Here is a 15,037-nt window from a genome sequence, read left to right as displayed (position 1 = left end):
GCGACGTGAAATAACAACAGTTTGTTTCGGTGAAGCTTTCACTTTTTTGGAAAGCCAAAATTTTGGATAAGTGAAATCTGCTTCATCATTAAAAATTAAATATATACAGATGAAAAATAAATGTATTTTATCGTTTCTAGCGTTTTTTATCGTGGTGCTAAGTGCCTGTGAAAAAGCGAATATTGATGTTGATACTTCTGATGCTGATGGAAGTGCTATTGGTGAGGTATCTGGTGTGTGGAGTAAGGGGAGTGTACAGCATATTAAGGGAGACATTATTATTCCCGAAGGCAAGAGCCTGACGATTGAGGAAGGCGTAACCGTATTGATGGATTCCGTTAATAAGCCTGAAATTGTTGTTTTGGGTAATTTGTATGCACTAGGTACAGCTGAAAATCCGGTGAAGTTTACGGTTGAAGATGGCTATAAGACAAAAACGAATGAATTTGGCAAGTTATGGGGTGGGATTTTGGCTGCCCCAAGTTGCCAGGAACTTGTTTTGGACAATACAATCATCGAATATGGCGGTGCAATTACATCGGATGCTTCGACTTCTGTGAAGATGGGTTTGTATAAAAAAGTATCTGGTGAGGCGTTGCCAGCATTGTGGTTTTCAAATCCGGATGGGAAGTTAGTAGTTCAGAATAGTACCGTAAGCCATTTTCATGAGGACTGTACGTATATTGAGGGCGGAAAAATCATTTTCGCTAACAACCGCTTCTTTTCCAATGGTGTGACCGGTGGTGAAGCGATGAACTTTAAATCTGGCTGTCTTGCGGATGTAGCCTATAACTTGGTTTATAGCGTAAATACCAATGCGCTGAAATTATCCAATTCAGGAGATCGGACTCCGCAAGCGTATATTATTGTTTATAATAACACCATGCTCAACACAGGTTGGCGGAGACCTACTGCAAAAGGAGGTTCTATTTGGTTAGAAGCATCTGTCAGAGCCGAGATTTATAATAATCTCTTTGCCAATACACGGTTTGGAGTCAAGCGAGACCCTAAAAAACCAGAAGATAGCCGTTCGGTATCAAGTAATAACTGGTACTATGGCTATAGCCAATTGACTGTAGATCAGTTTCAGGTCGGTAAAAATGATATCGTAGGCGGCAGTAATGATGTCCGGGGCAAAGTGGCAGGGGAGAATAACCCTAAATTTGCCGCCTATCCTTTAGAAACATCGGTTGACAACTATGTATTTGATGCAGCCTGGGATTTTCATCTCCAGGGAAATTCTCCAGCATTAAAGGCGGGTACTCTAGCTTTTAAACCTCATTTCACAAGTGGTTTGGTGATGTCAAATGGCTTGACCTATAATTCTCCTGAACCTGCAGTTTATGTAGGTGCATATGGTACCAAATTCTAATTTATTTCATGTAATGACAAACTATAAAACAATACTCTCGATTGGTGCTGGCGCAGTTGCACTGTTTCAATCAGCTTGCAAAAACCCACAGCAAAATGCCACAAACCCGGTTAAGCCTGTTATCGTTACCGATGCGGTACGTTATGACTCTGATGATCCTGCCATATGGATCAACAAGACAGACCCCAGTAAAAGCTTAATTATCGCCACAGATAAGGATGCTGATGGCGCATTATTTGTATACGATCTGGAAGGTAAAACCGTGAAGGAAAAAGTAGTTTCAAACCTGAAACGTCCGAACAATGTTGACGTGGCTTATGGTTTGCTATTGAACGGGAAGCCCGTAGATATTGCGGTGACAACAGAGCGTATGACCCATAAATTACGTGTATTTTCGTTACCAGATATGAAACCTATTGATCAGGGCGGATTAGATATGTTTGTCGGTGAGACTGAGCCAGAATTTAGGGACCTTATGGGAATCGCCTTATATACAGCTCCGAAAGGAGAAATCTACGCTATTGTCGGACGGAAAAATGGACCAAAGGATGGTTACCTGGGACAATATTTATTGGAAGATAATGGTTCAGGGGCAGTGAGAGCGACCTTGGTGCGCAAGTTTGGTTCATTTAGCGGAAAAAAGGAAATCGAGGCGATAGCTGTAGATAATGAACTTGGTTATATTTATTATTCGGATGAACAAGTTGGTGTAAAACAGTATTATGCGGATCCTGCAAAAGGGAACCAGCAGCTGGCATTATTTGCTACCACGGGTTTTAAAGAAGATCATGAAGGTATTTCGATTTATAAACTAACGGATAGTACGGGGTATATATTGGTTTCTGATCAGGGGGCTAACCGTTTTCAGATCTTTAGCAGAGAAGGAACTAAAAGTAATCCATTTGAACATACTCATCTAAAGACAGTGCCTGTGATGGCAACACAAAGTGATGGTTCAGAAGTTGTTTCTTCCAGCTTAAACGAGACGTTCAAACATGGACTTTTTGTAACGATGAGTGACGATAAAACATTCCATTATTATCGATGGGAAGATATTGCTGGGGGGGATCTGAAAAAGAAATAGTCCTGAGCTAAAATGTATCGGCAACAGTTGTATTCTGAAATACAACTGTTGCCTTTCTGAATACAAAAGCTTTTTGCCAATATAGTTTTTAGGCATTCACCGGTATTTTAAACCAGAAAGTTGAACCTTCTCTCCGCTGACTGTCAACACCAATTTCACCATGATGCTTTTGAATTATTTCCTTACAGATAAATAATCCGATACCAAATCCTGATGCATAGCTTTGGGTATCGTCATTTACGCGATAAAACTTATCGAATATTTGTTTTTGGTCTTTCGGGTCTATACCTTTTCCCTGATCTTTAATTTCGACCTGAAAATAAGCTTTATTTACTGTAACATGCATCGTAATTGTTGAATTATTAGGGGAATATTTAATTGCGTTATCCATGAAATTGATGAGCACTTGTTCGATTTTATCGCGATCTGCCATGACTTCCAAACTTGAGTGGATGTCACCTGTATAGTGGATGAAATGTCTTGCGGGTTTTAAAGAATACATATTTTGGATATAATCCATTAGTGAACAGACTCGAAATATTTTTTTACGAAGTAATAATTTACCTTCATTCAGTTGTGTGACATTTAGAAAACCGTCAATTAACCCACGCATACGTGTAGCTTGTTCATTAGACTGATGCAGATATTGTATTCGTTTTTCAGTACTCAATGATTCTTCTTTGGCTATCAATAATTGAATATAGGCAATTAATGAAGTCAAAGGCGTTTTGAGTTCGTGACTTGCAATGCTAATGAAATCCAGTTTTTTTCTTTCCTCTTCTTTATCGCTCGTATTGTCTATTATCGCCCCATAGATCATGTGTCTTGTGGTATCGGATTCTGATTGGCTGCCGCCAATGGATCTCAGCCATTTTACCTGGCCGGTCTTTTTGTCTTTTATTTCGCATTGGCAATCGAAAGGGGATTGTTTGAGCGTTACCTCCTGAAAAATCTGCTGTATTTTATTTCTGTATTTGGGCAGGATCTGAGCAAAAAAGTCAGATTCTTTGATTTTTGTATTTTGTTCGAAACCGAATAGATCGCGACAGCGATCATTGAGCTCCATTTGATTTGTCTCTACATCAATAGAAAAAATACCGATTCCGGCAGCCTCCACAATCATTCGAAACTGCTGGTCCCTTTTTGCAATGAGATGATTAATTGCTTCGAGCTTTTCACGTTCCTGATGCTGAGCGGTCACATCAATTGCTGTTCCTGCAAACCATTCCGGTTGCTGGTCCGCGTCAAAATATACCCTGCCTTTACAATGCAACCAGCGTAACTGATGATCCTCAGCGCCAATGGTCCGGAATTGTACGTCATAAACTCCTTTGTTCTGGTTGGTTAGCGATTTTTGGACTTCCTGATCAATTTGATGTCTATCTTCTGAGTGGATATATTTTAATACCTCATTGTAAGGTACATATTCACCTTTTGCGAAGCCGAAGAGTTCCCGTGTCCGTTCATCCCAGTGTACAATGTAATTTTTACAATTTAGGTTCCATGTTCCCATCTCGGCTGATTGCAGCGCGAAATGATAATGTTCTTCACTTTCGATGATCTTTTTGAGCGCATCTTTAAGTTTTTCATTAAGATCCTCCGTCTGTTTATTTGATGTGGTATCATTATTATGAAACTTCATGATTTTGTAATTGCTCGCAGCAATTGTCTGCTTTTGTGTCAATAGATCCTGTAGAAGTTTTCGCTCAATTGTGTTTTTTTCATGCGTTAGGGGCTGCATGCTATTGTTTTCGGGAATCAGTGTCATCCGCTGAAATACACCGCAGGTTTCACCTTTTTCATTTAAGAGCGGATGATATTCAAATGTGTAATCATAGGCTAAAGAAGGTTGTATTTCTGATTGAAGTTTGATCTGTACCTTTTTTGCATCCTGCTCTTTGCCATAGTGCCAAGCCTCTTTCAAGAGCGGAATATAGGGCATTAATTCTTCACGTCGCATGCAGTCTTCAAGATGCTGACCGATAGCCTGTTGATCACAATTCCACAATTTTAACATGTTTGTATTTGCATAGGATATATGAAGATCTGCGCTATCATAAATTGCACAGGCTTCCATTGAAGATGTGAGAACGGCTAAAATGTCTTTATCTGAACGAATCATAACGTGTCAAAAATTAAGTGTTGATTAAAGTAATACCAAGTATTATTTGATTTAATAGCGTGCAAATATTGTTCCTTTTCTAATTAGTTTCCTGCTTCTCTTTAAATGATAGCCAGCTGTAAGTTACGATGAGCCTGATTAGGAGGATCAATGATGTGTTCAGTACAATGTGCAGAATTTCGTATCTTTATTTCGTTTATGCAGTTTATTTCTCGTCATTCCAGCTAGAATTATGCAAGCATCACGATTGTGTTGTACGAGTTTTGGAAGAAAGCAGAGCTGAAGGTTTTATTTAAATGCTATAGAAGATGAATACGGTTAAGATACTATTAGTTGAAGATCACATGGTCGTGCGCAATGGTATTAAGCTACTTTTAGAATCCGAAGGAGAATTTACAGTGATAGGCGAGGCATCTGATGGTGTTGAAGCTTTATCCATGCTAGCGAATGGTTTGGCTCCTGACATTGTCTTAACGGATATCAGTATGGAAAATATGGATGGGATGGAGCTATTAAAAGTCGTCGTTCAGAAATACCCTTTGGTAAAAGTTGTTATATTGTCCATGCTTAATCAGATTCATTATGTTGTGGAGGGATTTGACCATGGTCTTGCAGGGTATCTACTGAAAAATGTCGGTTATCATGAGCTTCTTTTTGGACTAAAACATGTGGCTGACGGTGGTCGTTATATCAGTGAAGAAGTGAGTATGGCCCTGCTTGAGCAAGTTTCTTCTGGACAAGTTTATACCGCTGTTGAAAAGGGCATGACGGTAGATTTAGATATCAATGATCGTGAACTGGAAGTATTGGCATTAATCGCTGATGGGTTTACCAACGTAGAGATTGCTGATCGGATCTTTTTAAGTAAGCGAACTGTGGAAGGCTATCGCCAGAGCCTGATTGATAAAACAAAAGTAAAAAATACAGCAGAACTCGTAAAATATGCCTTCCAGCACGGTTTATTAAAGTAGGTAGCAGAGCAGCTTTTTGTAATGACTGCTGGTACACATGTGGCTATAAGTGGCTATTAGGGCCTGTGTAGCTTATTAGTGCAACTGTTGTGTACTTGTCTTAAAGCGGTTAAGAAGAAATATACCGATTCCGATTATGATAAATGGTATGCTGAGCAGCTGCCCCATATTGATGAATAAAGAATCTTCAAAACGTTCTTGGTTGATTTTCATGAATTCATCCAAAAATCTAAATGAAAATAAGAGAATCAATAATAGCGCAAAATAATTACCGTTACGGCTTCGAAGCTGGGTATTTTTCCATAGTCCGTATAACAATAAAAATAACAGGATACAAAATATGGCTTCATAAAGCTGGGCCGGATGCCGGGGTACTGTATCGATATGTGTAAATACAAAGGCCCAGGGCAGGTTACTTGGCGTGCCAATCATTTCGGAGTTCATTAAGTTTCCCAATCGAATACAGGCACCAGCAACAGGCACAACCAGTGCTATGCGGTCTGCGACCCAAAGAAAAGAAAGCTGCTGCTTTTTGGCGAATAAATAGATAGCGATCAGTATGCCCATGCCAGCTCCATGACTCGCCAGACCTCCTTCCCATAGGGCAAAGATTTTTAATGGATTATGGAGGTAATAGCCGGGGTCATAAAATAAAACATGCCCTAGTCTTGCTCCAATGACAGTGCCCAATACAATGTAAATGGTTAGCTGATCGAGAAACTCAATTGGTCGGCCTTCTTTTTTGAATATTGACCACAATATCCTATAACATAATACAATACCCAATAACCAGCATATTCCGTACCAGCGGATGGGGTGTTCAATAATGGGGATAACAAAGATGTCGCTGTCTATATTCCAGGTGATGTAATTCAAGAATAGATTATTTGTCATTTTGCGCTGTATAGTGATACTTCTTTGTATAAGTATACACTATTGGTCTTTCGTTACAGGATTTAATAAAAAAATGATGATGAAAAAGGAATAGCGGTGATGCTGTATGCGGAAAGTTGCTTCGTAGTAGGCAAATATTAAGTTGAATACCACGATTATGAATTGTAATGTTCCCCTTCTTTGGCTAATTAGTATGTTTGTGGATGGCAGGACTGGGTAATGTCTACTTAAGTATCAGTAAGGTTAAATACTTTTGAAAGTATGTATTGTTTTTTTGAGAATATTCCGATATTCGGCAATAGATAATAGGAGATGCTCACCTGCACGTAAATGCAAAATTGTTTGTTATATTCAGATGATACAAAATTTGAAAAGATTTACTTTTTATTTTCTATCCTTCGTGCTGCTGGCACAACTGTTCTCCTGTCACCAAAATAGTAATCAGGCTGCCGGAAACAATAGGAGGATTGAAGACGATTCACAGGATCTAAGATATAGGGATACTTTATTAAAATTCCTCTCTTCGCAGGATTTCAGCGATCAGTCTATTATCGCAAAAAAGATAGCTGAATTCAAGGGGGATAAGTCTTATGAAAACTCTGGGTATAATTGGGTTTTCTTGGCTTATATGTACTTGTTGAATGATAAAATTGATTCTACAGAAATAGCATTAAAAAACCTTGATGGAAGAAAATTATCTTCAGATTTACTTGTACTGAAAGATTACTTTAATATACGCGCTCATTTTAGTTTTAATGATGTGACTAATATTAGCACCATGGAGCAGATTATTGATGCGAAAGAGTATGCGATAAACCATCATAGTAAATTCACTTTCCTTTTTTTTAATTTACTGGCGAATGCTAACTATCGTCGGGCGGATTATAGTCAGGCTCTCAAAGACAATGAATCATGGTATTATTATCATCCCAATAAATCGGATCCGCATGTTGCGCAGGCTTATCAGGAGATCAAATTTATGCAGTATATTGAGCTGCATGATTTTGAGAAACTAAAGATAACATTGGATAGCTGTAAATATTATGCAAATAAAACGGCTGATTCTGCTGTTATTATGCGTATGTATAATTTACAGTCCCAATATTTCTTTAGCATTGGTAATAGCCGAAAAGCTGTGGAGGTGTCGCAGCAATACTTTAACTATTTAGCTGCAAGTAAGAAACTCAATGCTTATGCGTATGCTAACCTGGCAAAAAACTTTTTGAATAACCATCAGGTTGACTCTGCTATATTTTATTTTCGGGCGGGATTGCAGTTTATCAAAACGCATAAAAGCCAGCAGAGTAAATTGTTCTATTATCAGAATCTACAATTAGCACATGCCTTAAAAGGTGATTATGAACAGGCTTATTTTACATTGGACTCTGCCTATCAGGATTATAAGAATGGTATAAAACGCATTGAAAATGAACGGATAAATGAGATCAATACTCGGTATGAAACTGAAAAAAAGGATCAGGCTATCACGCTTCTAAAAACAACAAATGCATTCAATCATAAGATTATGGCTCAGCAACGCTGGATTTTCGTCATTTTATTTGCCCTTATCTTAAGTATTGCATTTTTCATTTATTACCGGAATAAACAGAAGTTACTGCAAAATATAAATCAGCGTATAGTTGCTGAAAATAGGCAATTAATTCTTGAGCAAAAGACGAGACAAAATCAGCTTAATCCCCATTTTATATACAATGCGATCGCTAATTTGCAAGGTTTGATTAGCAGTGAGCAAAAAGCAAAAGCAAATCAGTACCTTATCTTATTGTCCCGTCAAATCCGGGATATACTCGAGCTGAATAGGGAAGAATATATTTCTTTGGATCAGGAGATTAAATCATTAAAGAATTATATACTTTTACAACAGATGCGCTATCAGGATGTATTTGATTTTGAAATTGACAGTGATGAACTGGATGTTGATGATGTGATGATTCCCCCGATGTTAATACAGCCATTTGTTGAAAATGCGATTGAACATGCGTTCAAAAACTTGGATTACCGTGGACAATTGCAAATTCTTTTCAATCGGGTGGATGATCAATTGCATATTGTTGTCCGTGACAATGGCTGGGGAATGCAAGCTGAAAAGAAAGAGACTGGACATAAAAATTCTTTATCACAAGTGATCACCAAAGAGCGTCTTGAGCTTTTGTTTACTGATCCTAAGCACAAAGCAAGGATTGAAATCAAACCCAATTATAGAGAGGATAAAAGTGGGTATAGTGTAGAAATCTACATACCACTCGTTTTATATTTTAATTAAATACGTGAAATTATGAAAGTTTATATTCTTGAAGATGAGTATAATATCTATTTGTATATTAAGTCTTTATTGGATGCTATTCCTTATGTTCAAATTGTAGGTCATAGCCCATCGATTGCTCAGGCAGAACGCGAATTGCCCGGATCAAATCCAGACCTTATTTTAGCGGATATTCAATTGAAAGATGGATCAAGTTTATCCTTCCTTTCAGAATTGAAATTGGATATCAATACCATCTTTATCACCGCTTTTAACCAATATGCCATAGAAGCACTTAATATTGGTGCTATAGCGTATTTACTCAAGCCTCTTGTTCCCGAGCAATTTATGGAGGCTATTGAAAAATGCTATAAGAAAAATACTGAGTTTAGGTTCAATAGCATGCAATTAAGTATGGCCGAAAACTACCTGAAATCTCCCAGTAGACCGCGGAAGATTGCCCTGCGTACATTTGAATATACCCAAATTGTCAATATTGATGATATTCTTTATTGCCATGGAGATAAAGGGTACACGACCTTTTATATCAAGGACAATAAACCTATGATGGTTTCGAAAGTTCTCAAACATTTTGAGACGATGCTTCCGGAATCAGAATTTATACGTTGCCATCAATCGTATTTAATTAACGCAAACTGTATAAAAAAATACTTTAAGGATGGTCAGATCGAAATGTCTGATGGTAAAATGATCCCTGTTGCCACAAGAAAAAAAGAGGTTATTCAGCAATTCCTGAATGAAATTTAACATTTGAGATAACCAGGGGACGATGCATTTGGGAGTCTTTGTTTGCTAAAAAAAATAGCTTTTACTTTTAATACTAAAATATTTAGTATTACATTTGTATGTAATACTAAATAGGAGGGGCTATGATGTTAGAAGATAAAAAGGCTTTGATCAGCAAACTTAAAAAAGACTTGCTTGTATGGCAGGGGGTGCCTCAAAGGTCTATTGATGATAGCCTAATGGACTTGGGGTCTTTGGAAGAGGCTTTTCCGAATGGCGTCTTTCCTAAAGGTGTGATCCATGAATTTATTAGCTTTAACCGTGCTGATAGTGCAGCATCCTGTGGTTTTATTGGTGGGCTTCTAGGGAAACTTATGCAGCATGGGGGGATTTGTATCTGGATAAGTTCTATTCAGACATTATTTCCAGCTTCAATTAAATCATTTGGTGTTGTGCCTGAATCTATTGTTTTTGTTTCTATGAAACGAGAAAGGGACGTTTTATGGGCAATGGAAGAGGCACTCAAATGCCCTGGTATAACCGCGGTATTAGCAGAAATACATCAATTGGACTTTGTCCAGTCAAAACGGCTTCAGCTTGCTGTCGAAAAAAGCCGCGTGACGGGTATCATCCTGCAGCATAACCCAAAGATGCTGCTGGCTACGAGTTGTGCGGCCCGCTGGAAGGTCACTTCATTGCCCAGTCAATCGGAAGATGAATTGCCGGGTATTGGCTATCCGAGCTGGAGTGTGGAATTGTTAAAGGTAAGAAATGGAATTCCGGGCAAATGGCAAATAACCTGGTGCTCTCAGGGATTTAAAGTGGCGCCTAATAAAACGACGAAAGTAAAGGACTGGACTCCTCGTTATCAAAATTTAGGTTAAAATAATGATGAAAAAAAGATTTGCCTCACTTTGGTTTCGTCATTTGAAAACGGATTGGATGACGGTCTGTAAACCGCATTTACAGGAAGTTCCCTTTGTCCTGGCGCTTGCTGTCCATGGAAAATTAATTGTAAATGCAAGTAATTTATTGGCAGAACAGGCCGGAGTACATGTAGGTATGGCCATAGCAGATGCGCGAGCCTTTATTCCATCACTCCATATCATTCATGAACAAGCCGGATTAGGTGAAAAAATACTTCATTTTATTGCGCACTGGTGTATAAGGTATACACCACAGGTATCTTTGGACAAGCCTGATGGAATTATACTGGATATTAGCGGCTGTGCACATCTTTGGGGCGGTGAGGCCTCTTATCTGGAATATATTGTTACTGCATTTAAACGGCATGGTTATGATGTTTGCATGAGCATCGCAGATACGATCGGTGCTGCCTGGGCAATGGCGCGTTTTGGTCCTGAAAAAACAATTATAAGCGAGCAGGCCCAATCACAGGAACTTCTTTCTTTAAGCCCTCGAGCATTACGGCTGGAACAATTTCAATTGAACCGATTACAGTCACTTGGTTTAAAAACAATCGGCAGCTTTGCACATATGCCCCGCTCCGTGCTACGCAGGAGATTTGGAGATGGCCTACTACTTCGTCTGGATCAGGCAATGGGATTTGAAGATGAATTTGTTATTTCTATAAAACCCATCTTGCCCTATGAAGAACGTTTACCTTGTTTGGAGCCTATCAGCACAGCAAATGGCATTGAGCTGGCTTTGGAAGAGCTGTTAATCAAATTGTGCCAGCGTTTGTCTGGAGAGGGTAAAGGATTGCGTGAAGCTGAATTGAGCTGCCACCGTATCGATGGAAAAATAGAAAGAATTAGCATTGAAACAAATCGTGCTACGGCGCAGGTAAACCATCTTTTTCAATTATTTGCGATTAAGATTCCGCAGGTGGAGCCTGCATTAGGTATTGAGCTATTTAGCCTAGCCGCTTCCAGTGTTGAGGATGCGGACGCGGTTCAGGAAAACCTGTGGGACAATCGGATAGGTCTTAAAAATCCAGCGGTTACTGAACTTTTAGATCGCCTGAAAAGCAGAGACTCCAGCTGTGAAATTTTACGTTACGTGCCTGCGGCACATTACTGGCCAGAGCGATCGATGAAAATAGCCGCGACAATGGATGAGGTAGCCACTGTTGATTGGCAAACCGCAAGACCCCGACCGACAAGGTTGTTAAAGGTGCCCGAGCGTATTGTCGTTACTGCACCTATACCTGATTACCCACCGATACTGTTCATCTATAAACGAACTGCGCATTATATAAAAAAAGCAGATGGTCCAGAACGTATCGAACGCGAATGGTGGATGGATCAAGGTGAACATCGGGACTACTATGCTGTAGAAGATCAGGAGGGAAGGCGTTTTTGGCTGTTCCGTGCCGGTCACTATGACGGTCAGACCGATCAGTGGTTTATACATGGTTTTTTTGCATAAAGATGGGATATTGTGAATTACAGATAACAAGTAACTTTAGTTTTCTTGAAGGCGCCTCACATCCAGAAGAATTGATAGAACGTGCGGCGCAATTGGGGTATCATGCTGTTGCGGTAACTGACCGGAATAGTTTTGCTGGAATTGTTCGTGCGCATATAGCGGCTAAAAAAGAAGGTATACGACTGATTCCGGCATGTCGTCTGGATTTACAGGATGGTCCAAGCTTACTTGCATACCCTACAGATAAAGAGGCCTATGGGAGGCTTTCCTCCTTGTTAACTGTTGGAAATCTAAGGACTGAAAAAGGAAAATGCAAGCTGTATAAAGCGGATGTTTATTCTTATGCTGAAGGGATTATATTCGTTGTTTGTCCACCTGAAAAATTGACGGTAGAATTTGAGCTTGATTATTCTTTTGTTGAATTCGTCAAGGAATGCCAGCAACACCTGCATGGCTCTCTGAATTTAGGGATCAAAAAACTCTATCGTGGAGATGACGCTAAACTGCTGTATCGGATAAACCAGCTGGGTGAACAGCTGGGTATTCCACTCGTTGTACTCGGGGATATCTACTATCATATACCTGAAAGACGTGAATTGCAGGATATTTTAACCTGCATCCGGGAGAAATGTACGATCCATACAGCTGGATTTAATTTACACCCCAATGCTGAGCGTTATCTAAAATCAATGACCGAAGTTGAACGTTTGTTTAGAACGTATCCAGAAGCGGTACAACAGAGTGTCAAAATTGCTAATGCTTGTCATTTCTCTTTAGATGATCTGAAATATATCTATCCGGATGAACTTTCTTCCAATGGCCGGACGACACAAGAGGAATTATCCTATTTAACTTGGGAAGGAGCGCGGAAACGTTTTGATGGACATGTTCCAGATGCAGTGCGCGAAACAATCCAAATGGAACTTGATTTTATCGAACGCAAAAATTATGCTTCTTATTTCCTGACCGTATATGATTATGTGCGTTTTGCAAAAGAACGCGGGATTTTATGTCAAGGACGTGGGTCGGCCGCCAATTCTACGGTGTGTTATTGTCTTGGCATTACTTCTGTCGATCCATCGAAATATAGACTTCTTTTTGCACGATTTATGTCTGATGCACGGGATGAGCCCCCTGATATAGATGTCGATTTTGAACATGAGCGCCGGGAGGAAGTGATCCAATATATCTATGAGAAATACGGCCGTAATCGAGCCGCTATCGTAGCCACAGTAACACAGGTGCGTTCTAAAGGAGCAATACGCGATGTCGGCAAGGCGATGGGGCTTTCAATGGATGCTGTTGGACGTTTGGCGGGGGTAGTAAGCAGCCATTGGGATGATTACATCAATTTAGAACGCTTGGTTGAACAGGGCTTTAATCCCGAAGATCAGCATTTACAGAAGGTTCTGGAACTCACGCATCAATATATCGGTTTTCCACGGCAATTAGGACAGCATACTGGTGGATTTGTGATCACACAGGGCAACTTGCATGAACTTTGCCCTTTGATCAATGCAAGGATGGATAACCGGACGAATCTCGAATGGAATAAAGATGATCTTGAGGCACTCGGTTTCCTAAAGGTTGATGTACTTGCTTTGGGGATGTTGACCTGTATCCGTAAGGCTTTTGATTTAGCCCGAGTCCATTATGGAAAAGAGCTCACCTTGGCCGATATTGGGGCCAACGATGATCCTCAAGTTTACGATATGATCTGTCATGCCGATACGCTGGGCGTATTCCAGATCGAAAGCCGGGCCCAGATGTCGATGTTGCCCCGGTTAAAACCGCGGGAATTCTATGATCTGGTTATTGAAGTGGCCATTGTACGCCCAGGGCCTATACAGGGTGATATGGTGCATCCCTATTTACGCCGTCGAAATAAAGAGGAACATGTTGACTATCCCAGTACGGAGATCCAGACCATCCTTGAAAAAACATTGGGTGTGCCTCTTTTTCAGGAGCAGGCCATGGAAATAGCGATTGTTGCAGCAGGTTTTACGCCAGCAGAGGCTGATGAACTGCGACGCAGCATGGCAACATTCAAAGCAAAAGGAAAAGTGTCTGCCTTTCACAAAAAGATGGTTGACGGTATGGTGAAGAAACACTATACCGAAGAATTTGCCAATAGGGTTTTTAAACAATTGGAAGGTTTTGGCAGTTATGGTTTTCCCGAAAGTCATGCGGCATCTTTTGCTTTACTGGTGTATGTTTCCTCGTGGCTTAAGTGTTACTATCCTGATATTTTTGCAGCCTCTTTACTCAATAGCCAGCCAATGGGATTTTATCAGCCGGCTCAAATTGTTATTGATGCACAGAAACATGGTGTCAAAGTACTTCCTATTGATATTAATCATTCCTCCTGGGACAACAGCCTGGAAGGAGAAATTGGAAAACCACATGCCCTTCGCTTGGGTTTACGCCAAATTAAAGGGTTTTCACAGGAAGAGGCCTTGGTGCTGACACAAGGAAGATGCCCGAGCTATTCATCCATTACAGGCATGATGGATGCAGGGGTATCCCTTGTCGCTTTGGAGAAATTAGCTGATGCAGACGCTTTCCGTTCCCTGGATATTGATCGTAGAAAAGCGCTTTGGGAAATTACGGCATTGGGTGACCGTCCGATCGCATTATTTGAGGGACAACCTTCTGAGAGTATGGCAGAAGGACAGATTGCCCTGCCTTTATTGACAAAAAGCCAGCACGTAGTAGCAGATTATGCAAGAACCTCTTTGTCCATTAAAGCACATCCGGTCAGTTTTTTGCGTGGGAAATTAGATCTTCTCCAGGTTGTTCCCACAGCAAAATTGGCTTTATTAAAAAACGATATGCCCGTGAAAGTATGTGGGCTAATTACTGTTCGGCAGCGACCGGGTACTTCGAAAGGTGTTTTATTTATTACTATTGAAGACGATACAGGCTTTGCAAATATTGTTGTCTGGAGCACTATATTTGAAAAATATCGAAAGGAGATCCTCCGTTCAAAACTCTTCATGGTGGCCGGTAAAATACAGGTTGAAGGTGAAGTTATTCACGTGATTGCACAACGATGTTTTGATATGTCAGGACTATTAAAAGATCTGACGGCAGCAGATGATAATATAAGAGGTGTTTTTCATAAAGGAAGAAATTTTCATTGATCTTTCATTTTTAAATCTCACTTTTGGGAAGACTGGCGTTGTTGGTAATA

Annotated in this window: 10 protein-coding genes; 8 read left to right on the top strand and 2 right to left on the bottom strand. The window is 40.0% G+C overall.

Annotated features, from left to right (window positions below):
• The first annotated feature begins 109 nt into the window (after positions 1 to 109).
• Both AB1Z56_RS07590 and AB1Z56_RS07585 read left to right on the top strand, forming a co-directional pair.
• Complete coding sequence (locus AB1Z56_RS07590) at positions 110 to 1,372, top strand: right-handed parallel beta-helix repeat-containing protein (RefSeq protein WP_293905906.1); 1,263 nt, start codon at positions 110 to 112, stop codon at positions 1,370 to 1,372.
• Between the two features lie 13 nt (positions 1,373 to 1,385).
• A complete protein-coding gene (locus AB1Z56_RS07585) occupies positions 1,386 to 2,456 on the top strand; it encodes a phytase (protein WP_309366127.1) in 1,071 nt (356 codons plus the stop codon).
• An 88-nt stretch (positions 2,457 to 2,544) separates the two neighbouring features.
• Here the strand turns inward: AB1Z56_RS07585 and AB1Z56_RS07580 are convergent, their stop codons facing one another.
• The gene (locus tag AB1Z56_RS07580) at positions 2,545 to 4,578 is read right to left on the bottom strand and encodes a PAS domain-containing sensor histidine kinase (protein WP_426791607.1); all 2,034 of its coding nucleotides are present in this window, start codon (positions 4,576 to 4,578) and stop codon (positions 2,545 to 2,547) included.
• A gap of 308 nt (positions 4,579 to 4,886) precedes the next feature.
• On the opposite strand from AB1Z56_RS07580, the gene AB1Z56_RS07575 reads away from it, so the two are divergent.
• The gene (locus AB1Z56_RS07575) at positions 4,887 to 5,549 is read left to right on the top strand and encodes a response regulator (RefSeq protein WP_426791606.1); all 663 of its coding nucleotides are present in this window, start codon (positions 4,887 to 4,889) and stop codon (positions 5,547 to 5,549) included.
• 75 nt (positions 5,550 to 5,624) lie between these two features.
• Here the strand turns inward: AB1Z56_RS07575 and lgt are convergent, their stop codons facing one another.
• Entirely contained in the window at positions 5,625 to 6,443 is an 819-nt protein-coding gene (lgt, locus tag AB1Z56_RS07570) for a prolipoprotein diacylglyceryl transferase (RefSeq protein WP_309366124.1), read from the bottom strand.
• A 367-nt stretch (positions 6,444 to 6,810) separates the two neighbouring features.
• Between lgt and AB1Z56_RS07565 the strand changes: the two genes are divergently transcribed.
• The 5 genes from AB1Z56_RS07565 (at position 6,811) to AB1Z56_RS07545 (ending at position 14,987) form a co-directional block, all read left to right on the top strand.
• The gene (locus AB1Z56_RS07565) at positions 6,811 to 8,727 is read left to right on the top strand and encodes a sensor histidine kinase (RefSeq protein WP_309366123.1); all 1,917 of its coding nucleotides are present in this window, start codon (positions 6,811 to 6,813) and stop codon (positions 8,725 to 8,727) included.
• Between the two features lie 12 nt (positions 8,728 to 8,739).
• Positions 8,740 to 9,474 carry a LytR/AlgR family response regulator transcription factor gene (locus AB1Z56_RS07560; RefSeq protein ID WP_309366122.1) on the top strand — a complete coding sequence of 245 codons (735 nt, stop codon included), beginning with the start codon at positions 8,740 to 8,742 and terminating at the stop codon, positions 9,472 to 9,474.
• Positions 9,475 to 9,596: 122 nt separating this feature from the next.
• The gene (locus AB1Z56_RS07555; RefSeq protein ID WP_313263152.1) at positions 9,597 to 10,337 is read left to right on the top strand and encodes an ImuA family protein; all 741 of its coding nucleotides are present in this window, start codon (positions 9,597 to 9,599) and stop codon (positions 10,335 to 10,337) included.
• 4 nt (positions 10,338 to 10,341) lie between these two features.
• A complete protein-coding gene (locus AB1Z56_RS07550) occupies positions 10,342 to 11,844 on the top strand; it encodes a Y-family DNA polymerase (RefSeq protein ID WP_426791605.1) in 1,503 nt (500 codons plus the stop codon).
• A gap of 2 nt (positions 11,845 to 11,846) precedes the next feature.
• Positions 11,847 to 14,987: an error-prone DNA polymerase gene (locus AB1Z56_RS07545; protein WP_426791604.1), complete on the top strand. Its 3,141-nt coding sequence runs from the start codon at positions 11,847 to 11,849 to the stop codon at positions 14,985 to 14,987.
• The last annotated feature ends 50 nt before the right edge of the window (positions 14,988 to 15,037 follow it).

Origin of the sequence: Sphingobacterium sp. WOUb80, from assembly GCF_050058145.1 — a bacterium.
In the GTDB taxonomy this organism is placed as follows: domain Bacteria; phylum Bacteroidota; class Bacteroidia; order Sphingobacteriales; family Sphingobacteriaceae; genus Sphingobacterium.
Note: the sequence above shows the minus strand (reverse complement) of the source record. Positions and strands in the feature narration are given on the sequence as shown.

Bases quoted from the DNA above. Each gene is read 5' to 3' on its own strand.
- lgt (WP_309366124.1), bottom strand. From the start codon at position 6,443: ATGACAAATAATCTATTCTTGAATTACATCACCTGGAATATAGACAGC.
- AB1Z56_RS07555 (WP_313263152.1), top strand. From the start codon at position 9,597: ATGATGTTAGAAGATAAAAAGGCTTTGATCAGCAAACTTAAAAAAGAC.
- AB1Z56_RS07590 (WP_293905906.1), top strand. From the start codon at position 110: ATGAAAAATAAATGTATTTTATCGTTTCTAGCGTTTTTTATCGTGGTG.
- AB1Z56_RS07550 (WP_426791605.1), top strand. From the start codon at position 10,342: ATGATGAAAAAAAGATTTGCCTCACTTTGGTTTCGTCATTTGAAAACG.
- AB1Z56_RS07575 (WP_426791606.1), top strand. From the start codon at position 4,887: ATGAATACGGTTAAGATACTATTAGTTGAAGATCACATGGTCGTGCGC.
- AB1Z56_RS07545 (WP_426791604.1), top strand. From the start codon at position 11,847: ATGGGATATTGTGAATTACAGATAACAAGTAACTTTAGTTTTCTTGAA.
- AB1Z56_RS07585 (WP_309366127.1), top strand. From the start codon at position 1,386: ATGACAAACTATAAAACAATACTCTCGATTGGTGCTGGCGCAGTTGCA.
- AB1Z56_RS07560 (WP_309366122.1), top strand. From the start codon at position 8,740: ATGAAAGTTTATATTCTTGAAGATGAGTATAATATCTATTTGTATATT.
- AB1Z56_RS07580 (WP_426791607.1), bottom strand. From the start codon at position 4,578: ATGATTCGTTCAGATAAAGACATTTTAGCCGTTCTCACATCTTCAATG.